Here is a 19,542-nt window from a genome sequence, read left to right on the forward strand (position 1 = left end):
TTCGTAGCGATGAATACCCGCGGGCCGCATCATCCCTAGGGGTGAGACGGCGCCGAAGCCGGGCAGCGCCCGATCCGCGAGGTGCCGCGCGCCGTGCCAGCACGTATTTGCGCACGGACAGTCCAAGGCCGGGCTGCTGCTCGTAGCGTACCAGCGGCAGATGCGCGTCGAACACGTCCTGCGCGTGATCCATGTCGCCCCGCTTGACGCTCTCGCACACCGAGGTGCGTCGGCGCGATCGTGAGTCACCTAAACAGGTGACGAAAGAGCTGTGAAACCGGGCTAGCGTTTTTCGGTCCCACGCGAGAGGCCGCAAACATGCATCGATCGGTTGCGACGTTCATGATCACCTGCCTGGCCCTGCTTGGGCCATGTGGCGCGGCGTCATCCGTCCTCGCCGCCGAGACCAGGCATCTTGGCAACACCGATGGCAAAGCCTTTACCGCGGCCTGTCCCGATGGCCTCGGGATCATGGGATTTGCCTACAACTACAGCGACGCCCAGTTGCTGGCCGTCGCGCCGCTGTGCCGCCAGGTCGAGGCCAACGGCAATGCGACCGGCATCGTCCCCAAATTGGGCAAGCTCAAGGGGGCGGCGGGCGGCAGCGGCGGCGAGCCCATCCTCTGCACCAATGACCAGGCGGTGAGGGGCCTCCAGGTCTACCTGACCAAGAGTACCTCGATCTTTGCTTTCCGGCCGGTTTGCGACGGACCGGGCGGGCCGGTTACCGCCCGCACTTACTCGCTGCCCTACGACAACGCGCACCCGCCCTCGACCTCGCACGCCGGCGTCGACTGCGGCAGCCATTTCTACACCACGGCGCTCGTCGGAACCTACAAGGACACGGGATCGCAGGCGAACACGGGCATCCTGAGCATCGGCCTCGTCTGCCAGAGGGAAGGCGAAGCGCCGGCCGCCGCGTCAGGCAAGGCCGACGATACCGGCGCAGCCGAGATCGGCGACGATCTGACGGTCGAGCATGACGGGCCCGCCGCCGGCGGCATCCAGCTCGAGATCGATCCGGGCGGCGGCGGCAAGGACAGGCCCAGCTTCGCCGTGGCGCCGACCACCATCTATCAGACACCGGCCGGCAAGGAGATCGCCTATCTCGACCGGGGACAGAAGGTCACCATCGTCGAATGCGCGGATGACGAGAATGGCAAGCCTGGCGGGGAGGATTGGTGCCAGATCAGCAAGCCGAAGAAGGGCTACGTCTGGGGCCCCGACCTGCACTAGCAGGGCCCGACAAAGAGCGCCCGCGGCAAACCGCAGCCGGGGCGTGACCGATCATGGCGGCATGAACGAGGTTTCGCGATGACGCAGAAAAGATGGCTGGTGCGGCTGCTGACGATCGCCGTTGCCATGTCGGCGGGCGCGCTCGCTCCCGCCGCCGCGCAGACCTTCCGCACCAACGAGGTCGGCGGGCCCGGCGGCGCCGCGTTCTCCGATTCGTGCGGCGCCGGCGACGTGCTGATTGGAATCAATTTCCGGGCCGGAAAGGCTCTCAACACAATCGGTCCGGTTTGCTCGCCCGCGCAGGGGGGCAATATCGTCGGCACGCCCTATGGTCTCCATACCTGGGGCACGTCTCCCAAGGCGACAGATGCTTTTTCGCCCTTCGCCTTAGCCGACGCCGCCTGGTGTCCCACCGGCATGGCTGTGCAAAGCCTCAAGGTCGGCGTCGATGGTCACGACGACGTCCGCGGCTTCAGCATTTCCTGCCGAAACATGGCGACCGGCGAGATTAAGCTGGACGCAAACAACAGTTACGCCGGTGGCGTCACCGCCCGCATCGGTGTCGCTCCCTGCGGCTCCGGCACGATCGCCACTGGAGTCATCGGCGGTCACGGCGCCCTGATCGACCGCCTCGGGCTGATCTGCAGCAGGTTCCAGGATCAGAACGGCAAGCTGCTGCCCGTCGTGGGCGCCGGCGGCGTCCTGCCCAAGGACAAGCCGGTGCGCGCCGTGGGCAAAGCCGTGGGCACCGGTGGCGTCCTGCCCAAGGACAAGCCCGTGCGCGCCGTGGGCAAAGCCGTGGGCACCACGGCCCCGGGGCGCACGCCGGGCGAGGTCGACAATGGCGGCGGAGACAATGGCGGCGGCAAGGGTGGCGGCAACGGCCAGGCCGTCGTGGGGGCGGCCATCTACGACGCGCCCGACGGCACTCGGATCGGCGAGCTCTATGCCGGCACGCCGGTGACCATCACCGAGTGCGGCAAGCAGTTCGATGGCTGGTGCGAGATCAGTCGTCCGAAAAGCGGCTGGGTCTGGGGCGAGGACCTCGGCCGATAGCCGAAGGCCGGATCGACCGGCGGGATGCGGAGCGCATGGTGAATTTGCCAAGGCTGTCAGCAATCGTCGTCACCCTCGCCGGCGTGACGTTCTCTCCCGCGACGCAGGCGCAGTTCATCCGCACGCTGCCGGACACCCTCGCGCCGGGCGGGACGAGCGGTGGCGGGTTCCGCACCCAATGTCCCGACGGCACCATCCTCGCCGGGGTCAATGCCTCGTTCGGCGCCGACATGAATTCGATCGCCGGGGTCTGCCGGAAGTTCGAGAACGGGCACTATGTCGGCAATTTGATCCCGCTGGAAACCAGGGGCAGGCCCAACGACAAGCATGGCCAGGCCAGATGTCCCACGGTGGTGCAGGGGATGTGGGTCGGCATTTCGGGCGCCGGTTCCAGTCTCGTCCACCACATCGAGCTGATCTGCGGCAACCTCAAGAAACGCACCGTCGAGCCGTCCCCGATCATCGACACCGCGACGTTCGGGCTGCTCACGCATGGTGGGGAAGCCTTTGCCACGGTCGCTGCCGATTGCGGACCGGGCGCGTTCGCCATCGGCCTGCAGGGCACCTCCGGTTCGCTGGTCGATTCGGTCGGCATGATCTGCGGACGGTTCGACGACACGCCGGCATCCAAGCCCGGCGGCATAAAGGCAGTCGGCAAAGCCGTCAAAACAACCGGAGCGGGGGACACTACCGAGCCGTTGCCGCCTGGCGTCGTCGACAACGATGACGGTGGCAACGACGGCGGCAACGGCAAGGGGTTCCGGCAGTTGACGGCTGGCGGCGGCAAGGGTTCGGCCAATACCGACACGACGATCTACGACCAGCCCGAGGGCAGCGACGTCGCCTATCTGAGCGCCGGCGACCGCGTCACCATCGTCCAGTGCAACCAAAAGGTCGCCAACTGGTGCGAGATCAGCACGCCGAGGCACGGCTGGGTCTGGGAACCCGAGCTCGACCATTGAGAGCGCGAAGAGACGCCAAGAAGCCTGAAAATTCAGTATCCTGAGTTCGAGACTTGATCGTTTCGACCGGGGTCGCCGGCGCGCATGCCGGCACTAAAGCTTGATTCCGACGGTACTCCTGCCAATCATGACGAGCGTCGCAGGCTGGTCATGACATGGGTGATTGCCGTGAACCGCACTTTCCAGACGGAGCTCGACCTCATCGGGGCGATCTACGATTCCGTTCTCGACCCCGGACTTTGGAGCGATGCGATCGATCGCATCCGCCGCTATGTCGGTCTTCACCTGGGGGCGATCGGCATCCACTATGTCCCGAGCGCCATCAGTATTCAGGCGACGACCAATATCCCGCCGGAGTACGTGCGCGTCATCGCCGAGACCGCCCATGCCATCCCGGATCTGTGGGGAGGGGTGGCCGCGTTCGGCCGTCTGCCAGCGGAAGAGCCCATTCGGATGCTCGATCATTCGTCCGTCGACCGATGGCCCGGCAATCCCTTCTACGAGGCGTTCTGCCGTCCCCAGGGGCTGGTCGACCAGCTGTGCCTCATTCTGGAATACCAGCCTGATCTCGTGGCGACATTCGCCCTCGGACTGCACGAGTCGATGCCGCCCATCGACGACCACCAGATCGAGGCCTTCCGCGTGCTCGCGCCGCACATGCGCCGGGCGGTCCTGATCGGCAATTTGCTCGAGGCCCGCTCGATCGTGGCGACCTCGTTCGAAGCGGCGCTGGATGCACTGGGATCGGCGATCCTTCTCGTCGATGCGAACGGACGCATCGTCTATGCGAACGGCCGCGCCGACCAGATGTTGCGCACGGGCGATCCGATTGCATCTCTCAACGGACGAATCGATGTGCCGCGCGAGCTGGTAAAGGGGCAGCTCAAGCGCGCCGTGGCCGCCGCGAAGCAGCCAGGCGAGGCGCTGGGGCCCGGCAGCGGCATCGCCGTCCGCCGCCGCGATGGCAGTGGCGCCATCATCCACGTTTTGCCACTCCAGCGCCGCGCCGTGCGGCCTGTTCCGAATGCCGCCGCCGCCGTATTCGTGGCCGAGCCCAACCCCGCGCTCAATCTTCCGCTCGAGGGTCTCCGCCTGCTCTACGATTTGAGGCCGGCCGAGACGCGCGTGCTCGATCTTATCGCCGCGGGACTGTCCAGCCGTGCCGTCGCCGAAGCGCTCGGGGTCAGCGAGAACACAGCGCACACCCACACCACCCGGCTGTTCGACAAGCTCGGCGTCCACAGCCGAGCCGAGGCTGTCGCCCTTGTGCGCGACATGTCGTTGAACGCGTAGACAACGGCCGTTACCGCCACATCAGCCCTCGATGCCGCAGGGTGCCTGGAATTTGGACGACTACCGTTCCAATCTCGAGGGACAGGTGTTGGCGATTGCTCGCGTGGAGGCGCTGTTGGCGCGAGTAGCCAGGGCATGCACGCGGTCCGTCGGGAGACTGTTGTGCTCAAACACTTGGTCCCAGGGACTTGGCGAGGCGGAAGAGGTCGGCCCGGCGCTGGCGTCCGGTCTTTTCCAGCAGATGCCGCGTGTGGGACTTCAGCGTATTGGGCGAGATCGAGAGCATCTGAGCGATCTCCGCGCTGGCCCTCCCCTCGATCGTGAGCTCGAAAATGCGGCTCTCTGCCGGGGTCAGGTTGAAGAGCGTGGTTGCGGCATCGACTACGTGCTTGGGATCATCGCCGCGCTCGGCGACGAACACGGCGGCCACCACCTCCCCCGGAACATTGGATCGCGTCGACCGGTCGGCGAGCGGCATGACATGCACGACGAACGGCTCGCCATCGGCACGCGTCCCGGGGATGGCGATCCCGCGGCGGCCGAGCGAGATGTCGCCTTCGGCGGACGCAACGATCGCGGCGTTGAGGGCGCCTTGCACCACCTCGCCGTTGATCTGCAACCGACCGAACCGCTCGGCCAGTGGATCGCCGTTCGCCGTTACGTCACGCGCGGCCGAATTGGCGTGCACGATGTTCGCATCGGCATCGACCAGCACGATGCCGGAGCGAACTGCGTCGACGACAGCCTCGAACACCTGGCGCTTCTGGCGTTCCTGCTGGAGGATGCCGGTGATCAGCGCCGCCCGCCGCAGGTGCGGAGCCACCACACGCAGACCGGCCAGCACGTCCGGGGTGATCGGGCCGGCGTCCCGGTGGCGCCCGAGGCCGATATTGCCGACACGGAAGCGGTCGCGCGTCAGGATGATGGCGACGCTGTCGATGATCCCGTTGGGCTGGGCCAGATCGATGTAATATTCGTTGGCTTCCATAGCCTCTTGGCCGGCGGTGCCCAGCACGTTGACCGGCTCTTCGAGCGGCAGTCCTTCGACACGTTCCCGACCACCCAGCAGGCGGACGAGTTCGGCGCTGTATTTGGGCTGAACCATTGCGGCCGCCCACTCATCGGAGATGTTGACCAGAACGGACACCGAGGCGGTTCGCGCGCGAAGATCGTGTAGCTCCATGGCCGCGTTGTGGAGATGGAAATGCCGCCGCACACGGTCGAGCGCCTCGTGCCATTTGTCGGGGGCGATGACGGCGTCGTAGATCGCGCCGATCAGCTGCACAATTTCGATGTCCACGCCGCTCATCGCCACCCAGCCTCGATCGTTAGGCAGCAAACCATAGTTCGGTGGCGCATTGCTGGCGAGTGCCGGTCGCAGAGTTCTCTGGCGCCGTGAGGATCAATGCGCTGGCGCCTCGCTGCTGCGTCGGGCTATGCCTCATCAATGATGACGCGCCGGGCCTCGCTGCTGGCGTGGTTGCCGAGGACCTTCAATGGACGATGCTGCCCACCCCCTGCTGAAACAGCGCCTGCCCGCCCGGCTGATGCCGCTGGCCACCGCCATGGGCCTGCGGCCCTTCTACGGCGATATTCACAATCACTGCGCCATATCCTACGGCCACGGTTCCCTCGACAGCGCCCTCGCCCGCGCTCGCCAGCAACTCGATTTCGTCTCCGTCACGGGACACGCCTATTGGCCCGACATGCCGGTGAACGAGCCGAGCGTCGCGCACATCGTGGCCTTCCATGTCGAAGGCTTCGCGCGACTGCAGCAGAACTGGCGGCCGCATTACGCAAAGCTCGCCGAAGCCCACGAACCGGGGCGCTTCACGGTCTTTCCGGGCTACGAGATTCATTCAAGCCAGCACGGCGACTATACCATCGTCTATCGCGATCTCGACCAGGACGAGCTGATCGAGGCGGAGAGCCCGGCCGAGCTGCACCGGCGTCTCGAAGCGCGCTACCCCGGTCGCGCCTTCGCCTTCCCCCACCACATCGGCTATCGCGAGGGCGCGCGCGGCATCAACTGGCGCAGCTTCGACGAAAACCTGTCGCCAGTGCTCGAAATCGTCTCCATGCACGGCCTGTCCGAAACCTCGCTCGGGGACCGACCTTTCCTGCACTCGATGGGGCCGGCCGACGGCCATTCCACGGTGGAACATGGCCTCGCTCACGGCAATGTCTTCGGCTTCCTCGGCAACACCGATCACCACAGCGCCTATCCCGGTTCCTATGGCCACGGCCGCAGCGCGGTCTACGCTGCTGAAAATGCCAGCACCGCGATCTGGGACGCGCTGCACGCCCGCCGCACGGTGGCGCTGACTGGAGATTGCGCGCACCTGTTCGCCAGCATCGACGGGCTGCCGTTCGGCAGCCGCGTGGCAGAGGGACCGGACAAGGTCCTGTGCATCGAAGCCGTCGCCGGCAGCTTCATCGATCACATCGATATCATTCGCAACGGGCGGTTGGTCGAACGCATCTCTCCCGAGATCACCCCGCACGCGATCGATCCGGACGGCGATCGCTTCGAGACCATCTTCAACCTCGAGCTCGGCTGGGGCGCGCGCGGCAGCAGCCACGACTGGACCGGCAGCGTCCGCTTCGACGGCGGCGAAATCCTCGCGGTCGAGCCGCGCCTGCGCGGACCGGAGATCGTCTCTCCGCTCGAAGGAGAGGGCACGGCGCCGCCTTTGCCCCGCATCGGCGGTGACGTGCAGCGGCTCGATTTCGCGCTGCGCGCCGAAGCCAATCCCAACAATTCCACGGCCGCGACACAGGCCATCGCCGCCCGCGTCCGTCTGAGCCCCGACAGCATCATTCACGCCGACTTCGACGGCCACCGCCTCGACATACCGGCAGCGCGGTTGCTGGACGGGGCACTGTCGGGCAATCTCGGCCCCATCGACAGCCCCGCCTATCGCTTCCATCCCCTGCCCCGTGCCGCCGACTGGCAATGGACCGGAGAGGTGACGCTCGGCGCCGTCGCGGCCGGTGAAACCGTTTATGTGCGCCTGCGGCAGAAGAACGGCCAATGGGCCTGGGCCAGCCCGTTCTTCTTCACCTCGCCCTGAACCGCGGCTGTACGCGGCGGGTCAGAAGATGGACGGCGCCAGACCTTTTATCGCCAGCTCCAGCCGATAGCTGCGTGTCTCTCCCGGCGCCAGCACCGTCTCGGTCTCGCTGAACCCTTCGGGGGTACGGTCGCTGGTGCACGGTTCGATGGCCAATATGCCGGCGCGTGGACGCAGATCCTGCCAAAGCTGCAGAAATGGCAGGGTCTCGGTGGCAAAGGTGATGCCGATCTCGAGCTCGCCTTCTGGCTTTGGCGTGATCAGGCGGCAGGTGACATCGCCTCCCCGGGGCAGTGCCCGACACGCCGGCGTCTGCGACACGCTCGCGTCCGGAAAGCGGAGCGGGCCGAGCAGCGTTTCGTCGCCGACGCGGACGGTGCTGCCGGGACCGATCGACGGAAAGCCGAAATTGAGATGGTAGAGCAGCGCATGTTGCTGCGGCGACGGACCGACATTTTCAACGATGTCGGTGAGGCGGATGACACTGCCGCCGATCGGCGCTTCGATGCGCCGCCTGAGCCGCAGATTGGCGCCGCCATAACGCGCCTGCACGACCTCGCCGGCACAGAACAGCACCGGTTCGTCCCGGTCCCAGTCCTCGCCGCAAGCGGTGAGCCGCGCCGGCGTTCCGGGCAGGCTTCCGTGCAGGACCCCGCCGGCACGCGGCTGCCGGATGCTGTCGAGCCCGCACGTCATCAGCAGACCGGAAAAGCCGCGATTGAAGCCCTGCCCGTCATCCCGATCCGGCTGCCACAGACCGGGGCCGGCGAGTCCACCCGGGCTCTGCCAGGCCAGCGGCACGCCCTGGTAGTTGAGCGTACCGACATCGAGGCCGCGACCCGCCATGACGAGAAAATCCAGCCCGCCGCCGGTCGAAAACAACAGGGCCGGCCCGCTCTCGGGCCCGTCCTCGAGGGTCAGTCGCCGCACCGAGGCGAGCTGCCGTAACGCCCCGACGCGCTCAGCGAGGTCCCGCAAGCTCACGCCTGCACACCGGCGTCGACAGGCATCTGCAACCGAACGAAAGCTTCGGGGGGCGCCTCGTTGGCGCGCATCAACCCAGCCATCAGTTCACGCAGGCGTGCTTCGGTGGCCGGATCGTCAAGCGAATGCGCCTGCCCGGGATCCGTTTCGAGATCGAACAATTGCGTCTCGTCTTCGAGCAGGCAGCCCGGTCCATAAACATTATAGAACGGCGATCGCTCATTGACCGGCACCTTCAGCAGCTTGACGCCCTTGGTGAAGCCGAAGCCGTCCGACAGGCTTGCCTGACTCAGTTCCTCCACCGAGAACATCTTGAAGATATGCGTCGGCATCACCGTGTACTGGTAGATCTCCTGGGTCTTGAGATCGGGCGGATAGACATGCAGGGTGTAGCGCCCGTCGGTGACATTCACCGCTCCACCGAAAAAGCCATAGATCGCCGCCACCCGCCGTTGCTCGCCTTGACACATGCCAAGCAGCGAAAAGCCCTGCATTTCAGGCGCCGGCGGGACGTCGTAAAGATCGAGGAAGGTTGGCGCCAGATCGATCGTCTGCGTCAGTGAAGCGCTGCGCGTCCCCGCCCGCTCGGGATGCGCCGGATGGTGCAGGAACAGCGGAATGTGGGCCAGCTCCTCATAGACGGTCATCCGGTTCTTGGCCCAGAAATCGTGCTCGCCGAGCAAAAACCCATGATCGGTGGTGACGACCAGAGCGGTGTCCTTCCATAGATCGTGCGCATCGAAATGGTCGAGCAGCTTGCCGAGCAATTCGTCACACATCGACACGATGGCGAAATAGCTGGCCCGCAGTTCGGCCGCCTCCTCCGGCAACTCGTCGACGCGCCCATATTGCGGCCAGTCGCGCACCGGACCGTTCCAGCCCGTTCGGAACGGGGCCTTGAAGCGCGCCGGCGTCGTGAACGGCTCATGCGGATCGAAGGTCTCGATCTGCAGCAGCCAATCGTCGGCATCGCGGTTGCGCTCAAGGAATTCGAGGCCGCGCGAAAAGCACTGGAAGGCGGGATAGTCCTCGTCCTCGGTGATGAACTCACGGTTGATGATGTTCTGCGCTGCATAGTTGCGCCGCCTGTCGGAGAACTGGCGCGGATGGTAGCGCTCCTTCAGCCCTGCCCAGTCCGGCGCCACCACCGCCTGCCAGCGGTCGCCTTCCTGTCCGCGCGCCAGCTCCCAGGAATCGTAGCGATTGTGGTAGGTCGCGCCACCATCTTCGAAATAGTGAAAATGGTCGGTGATAAGATGGCTGTAGACGCCCGCTTTTTCCGCGAGGATCTCCGGGAAGGCGTTGTCGAACGGTTCGAGCGGCCCCCAGCTCCGGTGCAGGAACGACAGCCGCCCCGACATCATGTCGCGGCGTGCCGGCATGCACGGCAGGCTGCCGACCCGATGATTGTCGAAGGTGACGCCGCGTGCTGCCAGGCGGTCGAAGTTCGGCGTCGGCACGGCGGTTCCCCCATAGCACCCCAGCATATGGCGGTTGAGGGAATCGAAGACGACGAACACGGTACGCATGAATCACATTCTCCTTGTACGGCCGCCTATTTGATGGCGCCGGTCGTCAGGCCCTTGACGATATAGCGCTGGCCGATGAGCAGCAGCACCAGCGCCGGCAGGATCGACAGCGCCGCCGCAGCAGCCATCTGGGTGTATTGAATCTCGAAGTCCTGGGCGAATTTGGCGATCGCCACTGGCACGGTGGCAGTGCCCTTGTTGGTGAGGTTGAGCGCTACGGCGAACTCGTTCCACGAAAACACGAAGCACAGCACCGTGGTTGCCGCCAGCCCCGGGGCGATGATCGGCAGCACGATGCGGGTGAACAGCGTCGGCCCCGAGGCGCCGTCGATCCGTGCCGCCTCCACCAGTTCGTCCGGCACGTCGCGCACGAACACGGCCATCAGCCACACCGCCATCGGCAGGTTGAGCGTGGCGTGGGCCAGGATCAGCCCGATGAAGGTGTTGTCGAGTTGCATCGCCCTTTCCATCGTGAACCAGGCGCTGGCCAGGGCCACCGGCGGGATCATCTGGAACACCAGCGCCCAGGCGAGGAATACATGCGCGACCCAGCGTGGCCAGCGCAGCCGTTCGAGCGACCAGGCGGCGAGCGTGCCGGCCAGCACGCAGATGGCGGTCGAAAGCCCCCCGACGATGATGGAATTGCGATAATTGTCGAGAAAGTCCGACCCCTTGGAGAACAGCACTTCCTGGAAGTTACGCAGCACCGGCGTGAACAGCACGTCGCCCATCAGCAGCGAAATCTGCGTGCGGAATCCGGCGGCGATGATCCACAGCACGGGAATGACGATGGCGACTGCGACCACCGTCAGCACGACATAGGCAATGGCGCGGCCGCGTGACGTCTGGGTCATTGCGCCCTCCCCAGCCGCCGCATCGACAGGCCCGCGACCAGCAGCAGGCAGATGAAGAAAATCACCGCCACCGAAATGGCCGCGCCATAGCCCACCCGGTCCTCGGTGAAGAAGCGCTGGTAGAGCGTGAAGCTGATCACCTCGGTCGCGGTCCCCGGCCCACCGCCGGTCAGCAGATAGACTTCGTCGAACACCTTGAACGCGAGCACGAGCCGGAAGGCGAAGGTGACGGCGATGGTCGGGATCATCAACGGCACGGTGATCAGCCAGAACTCCTGCCACGGCGAGGCGCCATCGATGCGCGACGCCTCGAACACATCGCCGGGCAGCGATTCGATACCAGCCAGAAAGAGCAGGAAGCAGAACGGCGTCCAGTGCCAGATATCGACGACGATCACCGACAGGAGCGCCGTGCCGGCGTCACCAAGCCAGTCGTGCGGCCCGATGCCGAGAAGACCGATCGCCTGGTTGATCAGTCCGAAATCGAAGTTCAGCATCAGCTTCCAGATGGCACCGATGACGATGCCGGGGATCAGGATCGGCAGAATGAAGACGGCGCGAAACAGCACCTGCCCGCGGTCGATGCGGCTGACCAGCAGCGCCAGCACGAAGCCGAGCACCAATTGGCCGACGACCGCCCCGAGCGCGAAGACGATGGTGTTGACCACGCCAGCGCTGACCAGCGGATCGCTCGACAGTTCCCCATAGTGATCGAGCCCGCGGAAGGTCCACTGCGCCGTCCCACCCGACCAGGCCACGTCGTGAAAACTGGTGAAGACCAGATTGATCAGCGGCAGCGTACCCATGGCCAGCATGAGCAGCAGCGCCGGGCCGAACGCTACCCAGCGCCATACCGGATCGTCGTCGCGTGGCCGGCGCACGCCTGCCGGCGCCTCAGCCGTCATGCTGGCGGAAGTGACGGACACTACCCTCTCCTTATCGCCCCGAAGCATTTCGCCGGAAAGCCCCGCCCACCAATACCACCGCAACCGGCGCCATAGGCCGGTGCGGATGGAATGGGCGGGGAGCCGGACGAGCCGGCGGCTACGCCTTCAGTGCCGGCAAAGCTGCCGTCCGGTACTTGTACTTGTCCATCACCTTGTAGATCTCGTCGGCCATCGAGTTGAGCGCGACGGCCGAGGAGATCTCGCCGGCAATCGCCCGATTGAGGCCGAGCTCGAGTACCGAAATCACCTCGCTGGCCTCCGGGAAGGCATAGGGGTTGATCGCGTGCGGCAACGCCGCCGCCAGCGGCTTCATCCAGCGATATTTCGGGTCGTCGGCCATCGGGTCGTTGTAGGCTGCGGCACTCACCGGAATGCCGCCCGCCTTGGCGTTGGCGATCTGCGCCGCCTTGGTCTGGAACCAGCGCAGGAACTCGACGGCCGCGCGCTTGCGATCATCGGACACGTTGTGGGAGATACCACCCAGCCAATGGCCGAGCGCCGGCCCCGGCTGCAAGCCGGGCAGGTGCGGCGTCGGGGCGTAGTCGATCTTGCCGGCAACCACCGATTTGTCGGGATCGTCCATCTGCGACCAGGCGGCGACCACGATGCTGGCGTGCGCGGCATGACCGGTCGTCAGCCCCTGGATGATTTCGGCCTGGTCGATCGAGGCGGTCTTGGGATGCCCGGCCTCCTTGGCGAGGTTGAGGTAGTAGTCGAGCGCTTCCTTGCCCTTGTCGTCGTTGAGCACCACCGAATAGTCGCCGGCGGCCTGGTCCTTGAACACCGCCCCGCCCATGCCGAACAGGTAAGGGTAAAAGTCGAACGACACGGTGTTGGGCCCGCGCGCGCCACGCTGCATGATGCCGTACATCTGCGGCGGATTGTGCAGCGCCTTGGCGTTGGCGAAGAGCTCCTCGAAGGTCTCGGGCACTTTGAGGCCCTTCTCCTTGTAGAGGTCGCCACGATAGAACAGCAGCGGAATGAGCGGCTGGATCGGCATCGACATCAGCTTGCCTTGCGGCGTCATCGTCTTCTTGTCGGGGTCGAAATAAACCGTGTCGCCCAGCGTGAAGATGTCGGGATCGAGCTTGAAGCTCGGATCGATGTCGGTGATGGGGGTGACGAAGCCGCCGAAATACATCTCGGCGAACCACCCCGAATTCATGATCAGGATGTCGTAATCGCCCTGCGCGGCGCGCACCGAGTTGCGCTGCTTCTGCAACGAGCCGTCGAAGGGGTTGACGTCGAGGTTGACCTGGTTGCCGGTCTCCTGCTCGTAGAGCTCGACTGTGGTCTGGAAGCTGGCGAGCCACGGCGACTGGTTGATGACGATGGTGATCGGCTCGACCTTGGCCTGCGCGAAGGCAAAGCCGGTTCGGCTCGCCAGCGCCGCCGCACCGATTCCCACCAGGGCCTCACGGCGATTCAGCTTCAGACGGTTCATTCGGTCCTCCCCGGGACATCATTGGTCCTGTCCGAGAGTGACACGGGGAATTATATGCAATCAAATGATTAAGCGTATCGCCTCCATAGCCATAGGCTATGGCTAGTTGCGCTGCACCCTGGCGCAGATCGCCCGCAGATCCTCGATGATCGATTGTGCCGCCGGCGACACCCACGCCCCCTTCCGGGTGATGATTCCGGCGGCCCGCTTGGCCGCGAGCTGCGGCACATCCAGCATGACCAGCCCTGCGGCCTCCGGCAGCGTGATCGTGGTCGAGACGGTGAAGGTGAGCGCGTCGCAACTGGCGAGCAGCCGCAACAGCAGCGCCATCGATTCGGTCGTCACCGCGATCGTCGGCACCGGGAGGTCGGCCGACACGAACAGGGCGCTGAGCCGCTGATGGGCTCGCGTACGGTGCGGTGGCATGACCCATGGATAGGCCAACACATCGCGGGGCGCGAGCCGTTTGCGGCCCACCAGCGGATGGCTGGCGCGGCAGACGACGCCGAGCGTATCCGTGGTCAGTGGCAGCACGTCCAGATCGCGGGCGTTTTCCAGCGGCGGCAATTCGGCCACCACGAAATCCAGCTCGCCCGCGCGCAGGCCCTTGAGCAGCATGTCGTCAAAGCCTCCCAGGAGGCTGACGCGCAGCGTCGGTTGACGGCTGATGGCGCCGGCCACCGCTTCGGGCAGCAGCCGACGCAGCCACGCCGGACCTGCGCCGATCACCACCGGGCCGCCGGCGTGGCTGCGCAGGGCAGCCAGTTCGTCCGTCGCGTCCTTGAGCTGTAGCCCCACCCTCTCAGCGTGCCGCTGCAGAGCGGCTCCGAACGGCGTCACCACGACACCGCGCGCCGAGCGCTCGAACAGGGCGACACCGAGTTCGACCTCGAGGGCGCGGATGGACTTGGTCAGCGTCGGCTGCGCCACCCCAAGCTGGAGCGCGCCGGCAGTAAAACTGCCGGACCGCGCCACACCGAGAAAATACTCCAACTGCCGCAGATTCACCTGACGCGCCCCTTGCCGCTTCCGCTCTCTCCCGCCGTCGCCCGCAACGGAGCAAGCGGAAGATCGCTCGGAAACCGCTGTGGCCGGTAGCGTGAAGCGATCTAGTCCTAACCGAACCGCGCTCCACAACCCACAGTCGCGGATCGGGCAAAACGATGTTCTCGAGGGCGGCCGCTCAATACCGTGGGTGGCCGCGGTAGATCTGGTGTGCGCCAAGCCCGACCAGCCTGGCGATCATGCCGCAAACCCACCCCATCCATCGCGGCAACCGCGACGCAGGTCTGCCGCGCCTTGACTTGGGCGCAATTGAAGCAGATGGTATGATCATACGTCCAGCCCCTGTTGGCGACCTGATCTTCCGGCATAGCCCGGCTGCTTGGCTTCCCTTCCGAACTGCAAACGTTGTTAGACCCCTGTCGCATGTTGCGCAGGGCAACCGCTCGTTTGCTTTGCTTCGAGCTTTCTCTGAAAGGGCGCCAAATGAACACCGGCACCGTAAAGTTCTACAACTCCACTAAAGGCTTCGGCTTCATCTCCCCCGAGAATGGCGGCAAGGACGCGTTCGTCCACGTGTCCGCCCTCGAGCGCTCCGGCATCTCGGGCCTCGGCGATGGCCAGAAGGTCACCTACGATCTCGAGCGCGGCCGTGACGGACGCGAGTCCGCCATCAACCTGCAGCTCGTCTGAAACAGCTCCGTGGGGGCGCCTCGGCGCCCCTGCACCTCTCTTTTCGCTCTTGGAAAGGAGCGCATCATGCAGCACCGTTACAAGGTCGGCCAGATGCTCGATCTGCGCTCTGCCCCGCAACGCAGCAACCGCCGCGCGGGACCATGCGAGGTGGTCTTCTGCCTGCCGCACGACAACGGCCCGATCCTCTATCGAGTGAAATCCCTGGGCGAGAACAACGAGCGCGTGGTGGACGAAATCGACCTGTCGCCGAGCGATGCCCTGAAAGCGGCATTCTCCGAAGGCGAGAGCTTCTTCAATATCGCCATCGCCCGGCGCTGACGGACTGATCCCCACCGACCGAGCACAACGCAGCCTCCATGCGAGCGGTGGGTCCTGCAACCGTCGCTGGACCGGCGGCACGATGTATCGCCCGACGCTCATTTCCCATCAGTTGGTCGCACCGACGATCGCTATGGACGATGGCGCGCCGAGCACGAGATTGGCCCTGACCGCTCCCAGCCTCTACAGAATCTGGTTGCCGTCCTGAATGCCGGACGGGTAGCCTGCGTTTTGGTCCAAGAAGCTGGAAATGTGTGGTGTCCGAGAGTTCCTCGATTGGCCGTCCCGAGCACCCCAACATCGAGCAGGCGTTGTCGTCCTTCAGCCTGCTTCGCGACTATTTCCAGGGGGCACTCATTGTCGACCATGAATCGCGCATCACCTGGATCGATCCGCGCTATCGCAAACTCTTGGGCATGCCGGCGGATTTCGCCTGCTATGGCTTGCCCGTCGAGCAGGTCATTCCGCATTCGCTGATGCGGCGCGTCGTCGAGACCGGCCGGCCGATTCTCGTCGACATCATGGAGTTTGACGAGCGGCAATTCGTCGTCTGCCGCATTCCACTCAAGGACGACAACGGCGCGGTCGACGGCGCGGTCGGCTTCGTCTTTTACGACCGGGTCGACTTTCTTGCACCCATGCTCGAAAAGTTCGAGTTGCTGCACAAGCAGCTCGACCGCGCGCAGGCGGCGCTTACCCGCGAACGGGCCGCCAAATATTCGCTGTCCAGCTTCGTGGGCACCAGCGAGGTCGTCGGTCAGCTCAAGGCGCAGGTGCGGCGCTTCGCCCTGCGCGATGGGGCGGCGCTGTTGTCGGGCGAGACCGGCACCGGCAAGGAGCTCCTGGCGCATGCCATCCACCAGCAGTCCGACCGGGCCGACGGCCCATTCGTGGCGGTGAACATGGCCGCGGTGCCCGAGGCTTTGCTGGAAGCCGAATTCTTCGGTGTTGCGCCCGGCGCGTTTACCGGCGCCGACCGCAAGGCCCGCAAGGGCAAGTTCGAGCTGGCGCATGGCGGCACGCTGTTCCTCGACGAAATCGGCGACATGCCGATCGGCATCCAGGCCAAGCTGCTGCGCGTGCTGCAGGAGGGGGAAATCGAGGCCCTCGGCTCAAACGCGGTCAAGAAGGTGGATGTCCGCATCATCGCTGCCACCTCGCAGGACCTTGTGGCGCGCATCGAGGACAAAAGCTTCCGCGCCGACCTCTACTACCGTATCGCGGTGCTGACGATCGCCATCCCGCCACTGCGCAAGCGGCTGGAAGACATTCCGGTGCTCTGCGACGCACTGCTGGAAAAGACACCGCGCGCCAGTGACCAGCGCGGCTGGGTGATTGAGCCTGCGGCGGTGCAATTGCTGCAGCAGCATGACTGGCCGGGCAATGTGCGTGAACTCGCCAACGTCCTGGAACGTGCTGCGGCGATGGCCCCCCGCGACATCATCGGAGCCGACCTGATCCGCCTGGCGCTTCCGGCGCGCGGCGGCACGGCACCGGGCGGGATAGGGGGGCCGGCCGATCTTGCCTCGCGCCTGGCGGAGGCCGAACGGCGCGCCATTCTCGATGCCCTCGACGCCAGCGGCGGCCAGAAGCTGCTGGCAGCGCAGCGGCTCGGCATCTCTCGCTCGCAATTCTACGAAAAGCTCCGCCGCCACGACATCACCGCGTGAATGTCTCTGTGCCGGGACTCCTGTCCGGCATCCCGGACACGGCGCCGAGCACCAGCCGCTCAAACGCCTGCGACCGCGGGCGAACGCGATCTGGCACGAAACTTGAAACACCCTCGCCAATCAGAACCGGCATGACCGGCGCAACAGGGTGGAGACTTAGGTGGAGGACGGCAAGCGCGCGGTGCTCGTCACGGGATCGTCGAGCGGCATCGGTCTTGCGATCGCGAAGCGATTTGCCGAGATGGGGCATGACGTTGCCCTCAACAGCTTCGAGCCCGAGGCCGAGGTGCGCGCCGCGGTCGACGACGTCGCCGCAGGAGCCCGCGGCCGGGTGCGGTATTTCCGCGCCGATCTGGCCGATGCAGCGCAGAGCTTCGGCCTTGTAGGCGATGTCATCGCCGCCTTCGGCCAGTTGGACGTTCTGGTCAACAATGCCGGCGTCCAGAAAGTCGCCCCGATCGAGGACTTTCCTCCCGCCGATTGGGACCGCATCCGCGCGGTCAGCCTCGATTCGGCATTTCACACGATCCGCGCCGCAATACCCGGCATGGCCGAGCGCGGCTGGGGGCGCATCATCAACGTCGCCTCGGCGCATGGGCTTAGAGCCTCGCCGTTCAAATCGGCCTATGTGGCGACCAAGCACGGTGTCGTGGGCCTGACCAAGACCGTCGCGCTGGAAGTCGCCGAAAAGGGGATCACCGCCAACGCCATCTGCCCCGGTTACGTCTGGACCCCGCTGGTCGCCAAACAGGTGGCGGACCAGGTCCGCGTGCATGGCATCAGCCAGGACGCAGTCATCCGCGACATCTTTCTCGGCCCGCAGCCGACCAAGCAGTTCGTACAGCCAGAGGAAATCGCCGAGCTTGCCCTGTATCTCAGCGGCGACATGGCGCGGTCGATCACCGGCACCGCCATCTCCATCGACGGAGGCTGGACGGCGAAATGACGGTGGTTCGAGGCGACATCATCCTGAGCGCCGACAAGCTGGGTAAGCGCTTTGGCGGCTTTGCCGCCGTCACCGATGTCGACCTCGAGGTGCGTCGCGGCTCGATCCATGCCCTGATCGGCCCGAATGGCGCGGGCAAGACGACCTGTTTCAACCTCTTGACCAAGTTCCTGCAGCCCACCAGCGGCACCATCCTGTTCAACGGCCGCGATATCACGCGCCTGCCACCGGCCGAGATTGCCCAGCTGGGACTCGTGCGCTCGTTCCAGATCTCGGCAGTGTTCCCGCGCCTCAGCGCGCTCGAGAATGTCCGGCTGGCGCTGCAGCGGCGGACCCGCGGCGACAGCTTCGACTTCTGGCGCTCGGAGCGCTCGCTGCACGCACTCGACGACAAGGCCCGCGAGCGCATCGCCGAAGTCGGGCTCAGCGACTATGCCGAAGTGGCTGCCGGCGCCCTGCCCTATGGCCGCAAGCGGGCGCTGGAGATCGCAACGACGCTGGCGCTGGAGCCGCAGATGCTCCTGCTCGACGAGCCCATGGCCGGCATGGCGCACGAGGACATCGGCCGCATCGCCGCGCTGATCAAATCGGTCTCGGTCGGCCGCACGATCCTGATGGTCGAGCACAATCTGTCGGTGGTCGCCGACCTCTCCGACCGCATCACGGTGCTGGCGCGAGGACGCGTGCTGGCCGAAGGCAGCTATGACGAGGTGTCCAAGGATCCCCGGGTGATCGAGGCCTATATCGGGGTCGGCCATGGCTGACGCCCGTTCCCCGCATCCGTCGGCCGCGCAGTCTCCAGCTCTTCTCGCCGTGCGGGACCTCAATGCCTGGTACGACGAGAGCCACGTGCTGCAGGGCATGGCGTTCGATGTGCACCAGGGGGAGGTGGTGACGCTTCTCGGCCGCAACGGCGCCGGCAAGACCACGACGCTGCGCGCCATCATGGGCATCCTGCCCCGGCGAACGGGGTCCATCCGGCTCCAGGGCCAGGAACTGATCGGTCTGCCGGCACGTGCCATCGCCCGCGCCGGGCTCGCCTACTGTCCGGAGGAGCGCGGCATCTTTGCGTCGCTCAGCGTCGTGGAAAACCTGATGCTGCCGCCCGTGGTGCGTCCAGGCGGGCTTAGCCGCGACGCGGTACTCGCGATGTTCCCCAACCTGCGCGAGCGCCTCGGCAGCCAGGGCACGCGCCTTTCGGGCGGCGAGCAGCAGATGCTCGCCATCGGCCGGATCCTGAGGACCGGCGCCAAGTTTCTGCTGCTCGACGAGCCGACCGAGGGCCTCGCCCCGGTCATCGTGCAGCAGATCGGCCGCACCCTGCGCGACCTCAAGCAGCAGGGCTTCACGATCATCCTCGTGGAGCAGAACTTCCGTTTCGCGGCGCAGGTTGCGGACCGGCACTACGTCGTCGAGCAGGGTCGCGTGATCGATGAGATTCGCAATTCGGAACTGAACGCGAAGATGGACCAGCTGCATGCCTATCTGGGCGTGTGAACGGCCTGCATGCAGGCCAATAGGGAGGATTGAA

The 19,542-nt window shown here is 65.6% G+C and carries 18 protein-coding genes and 1 pseudogene; 11 read left to right on the forward strand and 8 right to left on the reverse strand.

Annotated elements, in window-relative coordinates:
• Window positions 1–88: 88 nt before the first annotated feature.
• Window positions 89–190 (reverse strand): annotated as a pseudogene (locus BGO82_RS16080) (dihydrodipicolinate synthase family protein); the annotation flags it as partial.
• 152 nt (window positions 191–342) lie between these two features.
• Between BGO82_RS16080 and BGO82_RS16085 the strand changes: the two are divergent.
• The 4 genes from BGO82_RS16085 to BGO82_RS16100 all read left to right on the forward strand — a co-directional run bounded on the left by BGO82_RS16085 (window position 343) and on the right by BGO82_RS16100 (window position 4,547).
• Window positions 343–1,236 (forward strand): hypothetical protein, encoded by an 894-nt coding sequence (locus BGO82_RS16085; RefSeq protein WP_291306632.1) that lies wholly within the window; start codon window positions 343–345, stop codon window positions 1,234–1,236.
• 99 nt (window positions 1,237–1,335) lie between these two features.
• Window positions 1,336–2,292 carry an SH3 domain-containing protein gene (locus BGO82_RS16090; protein WP_291306633.1) on the forward strand — a complete coding sequence of 319 codons (957 nt, stop codon included), beginning with the start codon at window positions 1,336–1,338 and terminating at the stop codon, window positions 2,290–2,292.
• Between the two features lie 35 nt (window positions 2,293–2,327).
• Window positions 2,328–3,254, forward strand: coding sequence for a hypothetical protein (locus BGO82_RS16095; RefSeq protein WP_291306634.1), 927 nt, complete (start codon window positions 2,328–2,330; stop codon window positions 3,252–3,254).
• 150 nt (window positions 3,255–3,404) lie between these two features.
• Complete coding sequence (locus tag BGO82_RS16100) at window positions 3,405–4,547, forward strand: helix-turn-helix transcriptional regulator (RefSeq protein WP_291306635.1); 1,143 nt, start codon at window positions 3,405–3,407, stop codon at window positions 4,545–4,547.
• 166 nt (window positions 4,548–4,713) lie between these two features.
• Here BGO82_RS16100 and BGO82_RS16105 read toward each other — a convergent pair whose 3' ends face one another.
• Window positions 4,714–5,856 carry a helix-turn-helix transcriptional regulator gene (locus BGO82_RS16105; protein WP_291306636.1) on the reverse strand — a complete coding sequence of 381 codons (1,143 nt, stop codon included), beginning with the start codon at window positions 5,854–5,856 and terminating at the stop codon, window positions 4,714–4,716.
• Window positions 5,857–6,043: 187 nt separating this feature from the next.
• Here BGO82_RS16105 and BGO82_RS16110 point away from each other — a divergent pair, with 187 nt between their 5' ends.
• Window positions 6,044–7,621, forward strand: coding sequence for a hypothetical protein (locus BGO82_RS16110; RefSeq protein WP_291306637.1), 1,578 nt, complete (start codon window positions 6,044–6,046; stop codon window positions 7,619–7,621).
• A 21-nt stretch (window positions 7,622–7,642) separates the two neighbouring features.
• Here the strand turns inward: BGO82_RS16110 and BGO82_RS16115 are convergent, their stop codons facing one another.
• The 6 genes from BGO82_RS16115 to BGO82_RS16140 all read right to left on the reverse strand — a co-directional run bounded on the left by BGO82_RS16115 (window position 7,643) and on the right by BGO82_RS16140 (window position 14,387).
• Window positions 7,643–8,605 carry a DUF4432 family protein gene (locus tag BGO82_RS16115; protein ID WP_291306638.1) on the reverse strand — a complete coding sequence of 321 codons (963 nt, stop codon included), beginning with the start codon at window positions 8,603–8,605 and terminating at the stop codon, window positions 7,643–7,645.
• On the reverse strand, window positions 8,602–10,134 hold the full coding sequence (locus BGO82_RS16120) for a sulfatase (protein WP_291306639.1): 1,533 nt from the start codon (window positions 10,132–10,134) through the stop codon (window positions 8,602–8,604). Before BGO82_RS16120 ends, BGO82_RS16115 begins: the two co-directional genes overlap by 4 nt.
• A 26-nt stretch (window positions 10,135–10,160) precedes the next feature.
• Window positions 10,161–10,988, reverse strand: a complete 828-nt coding sequence (locus BGO82_RS16125) for a carbohydrate ABC transporter permease (RefSeq protein WP_291306640.1) — start codon at window positions 10,986–10,988, stop codon at window positions 10,161–10,163.
• The gene (locus BGO82_RS16130) at window positions 10,985–11,914 is read right to left on the reverse strand and encodes a sugar ABC transporter permease (protein ID WP_291306641.1); all 930 of its coding nucleotides are present in this window, start codon (window positions 11,912–11,914) and stop codon (window positions 10,985–10,987) included. Before BGO82_RS16130 ends, BGO82_RS16125 begins: the two co-directional genes overlap by 4 nt.
• A 118-nt stretch (window positions 11,915–12,032) precedes the next feature.
• On the reverse strand, window positions 12,033–13,379 hold the full coding sequence (locus tag BGO82_RS16135; protein WP_291306642.1) for an extracellular solute-binding protein: 1,347 nt from the start codon (window positions 13,377–13,379) through the stop codon (window positions 12,033–12,035).
• Window positions 13,380–13,481: 102 nt separating this feature from the next.
• Window positions 13,482–14,387, reverse strand: coding sequence for a LysR substrate-binding domain-containing protein (locus BGO82_RS16140; protein ID WP_291306643.1), 906 nt, complete (start codon window positions 14,385–14,387; stop codon window positions 13,482–13,484).
• Between the two features lie 480 nt (window positions 14,388–14,867).
• Here BGO82_RS16140 and BGO82_RS16145 point away from each other — a divergent pair, with 480 nt between their 5' ends.
• The 6 genes from BGO82_RS16145 to BGO82_RS16170 all read left to right on the forward strand — a co-directional run bounded on the left by BGO82_RS16145 (window position 14,868) and on the right by BGO82_RS16170 (window position 19,508).
• On the forward strand, window positions 14,868–15,074 hold the full coding sequence (locus BGO82_RS16145; protein WP_291306644.1) for a cold-shock protein: 207 nt from the start codon (window positions 14,868–14,870) through the stop codon (window positions 15,072–15,074).
• Window positions 15,075–15,140: 66 nt separating this feature from the next.
• Window positions 15,141–15,395 carry a hypothetical protein gene (locus tag BGO82_RS16150; RefSeq protein WP_291306645.1) on the forward strand — a complete coding sequence of 85 codons (255 nt, stop codon included), beginning with the start codon at window positions 15,141–15,143 and terminating at the stop codon, window positions 15,393–15,395.
• Window positions 15,396–15,652: 257 nt separating this feature from the next.
• Window positions 15,653–17,065 carry a sigma 54-interacting transcriptional regulator gene (locus tag BGO82_RS16155; RefSeq protein WP_291306646.1) on the forward strand — a complete coding sequence of 471 codons (1,413 nt, stop codon included), beginning with the start codon at window positions 15,653–15,655 and terminating at the stop codon, window positions 17,063–17,065.
• Window positions 17,066–17,225: 160 nt separating this feature from the next.
• Complete coding sequence (locus tag BGO82_RS16160; protein ID WP_291306647.1) at window positions 17,226–18,011, forward strand: 3-hydroxybutyrate dehydrogenase; 786 nt, start codon at window positions 17,226–17,228, stop codon at window positions 18,009–18,011.
• Window positions 18,008–18,775, forward strand: a complete 768-nt coding sequence (locus tag BGO82_RS16165; protein ID WP_291306648.1) for an ABC transporter ATP-binding protein — start codon at window positions 18,008–18,010, stop codon at window positions 18,773–18,775. Before BGO82_RS16160 ends, BGO82_RS16165 begins: the two co-directional genes overlap by 4 nt.
• On the forward strand, window positions 18,768–19,508 hold the full coding sequence (locus BGO82_RS16170; RefSeq protein WP_291306649.1) for an ABC transporter ATP-binding protein: 741 nt from the start codon (window positions 18,768–18,770) through the stop codon (window positions 19,506–19,508). The genes BGO82_RS16165 and BGO82_RS16170 overlap by 8 nt, the downstream gene beginning before the upstream one ends.
• Window positions 19,509–19,542: the final 34 nt, after the last annotated feature.

The organism is Devosia sp. 67-54, assembly GCF_001899075.1.
Taxonomy (GTDB): Bacteria; Pseudomonadota; Alphaproteobacteria; order Rhizobiales; family Devosiaceae; genus Devosia_A.

Bases quoted from the DNA above. Each gene is read 5' to 3' on its own strand.
- BGO82_RS16085 (WP_291306632.1), top strand. From the start codon at position 343: ATGATCACCTGCCTGGCCCTGCTTGGGCCATGTGGCGCGGCGTCATCC.
- BGO82_RS16095 (WP_291306634.1), top strand. From the start codon at position 2,328: ATGGTGAATTTGCCAAGGCTGTCAGCAATCGTCGTCACCCTCGCCGGC.
- BGO82_RS16100 (WP_291306635.1), top strand. From the start codon at position 3,405: ATGACATGGGTGATTGCCGTGAACCGCACTTTCCAGACGGAGCTCGAC.
- BGO82_RS16105 (WP_291306636.1), bottom strand. From the start codon at position 5,856: ATGAGCGGCGTGGACATCGAAATTGTGCAGCTGATCGGCGCGATCTAC.
- BGO82_RS16110 (WP_291306637.1), top strand. From the start codon at position 6,044: ATGGACGATGCTGCCCACCCCCTGCTGAAACAGCGCCTGCCCGCCCGG.
- BGO82_RS16120 (WP_291306639.1), bottom strand. From the start codon at position 10,134: ATGCGTACCGTGTTCGTCGTCTTCGATTCCCTCAACCGCCATATGCTG.
- BGO82_RS16125 (WP_291306640.1), bottom strand. From the start codon at position 10,988: ATGACCCAGACGTCACGCGGCCGCGCCATTGCCTATGTCGTGCTGACG.
- BGO82_RS16135 (WP_291306642.1), bottom strand. From the start codon at position 13,379: ATGAACCGTCTGAAGCTGAATCGCCGTGAGGCCCTGGTGGGAATCGGT.
- BGO82_RS16145 (WP_291306644.1), top strand. From the start codon at position 14,868: ATGAACACCGGCACCGTAAAGTTCTACAACTCCACTAAAGGCTTCGGC.
- BGO82_RS16150 (WP_291306645.1), top strand. From the start codon at position 15,141: ATGCAGCACCGTTACAAGGTCGGCCAGATGCTCGATCTGCGCTCTGCC.
- BGO82_RS16165 (WP_291306648.1), top strand. From the start codon at position 18,008: ATGACGGTGGTTCGAGGCGACATCATCCTGAGCGCCGACAAGCTGGGT.
- BGO82_RS16170 (WP_291306649.1), top strand. From the start codon at position 18,768: ATGGCTGACGCCCGTTCCCCGCATCCGTCGGCCGCGCAGTCTCCAGCT.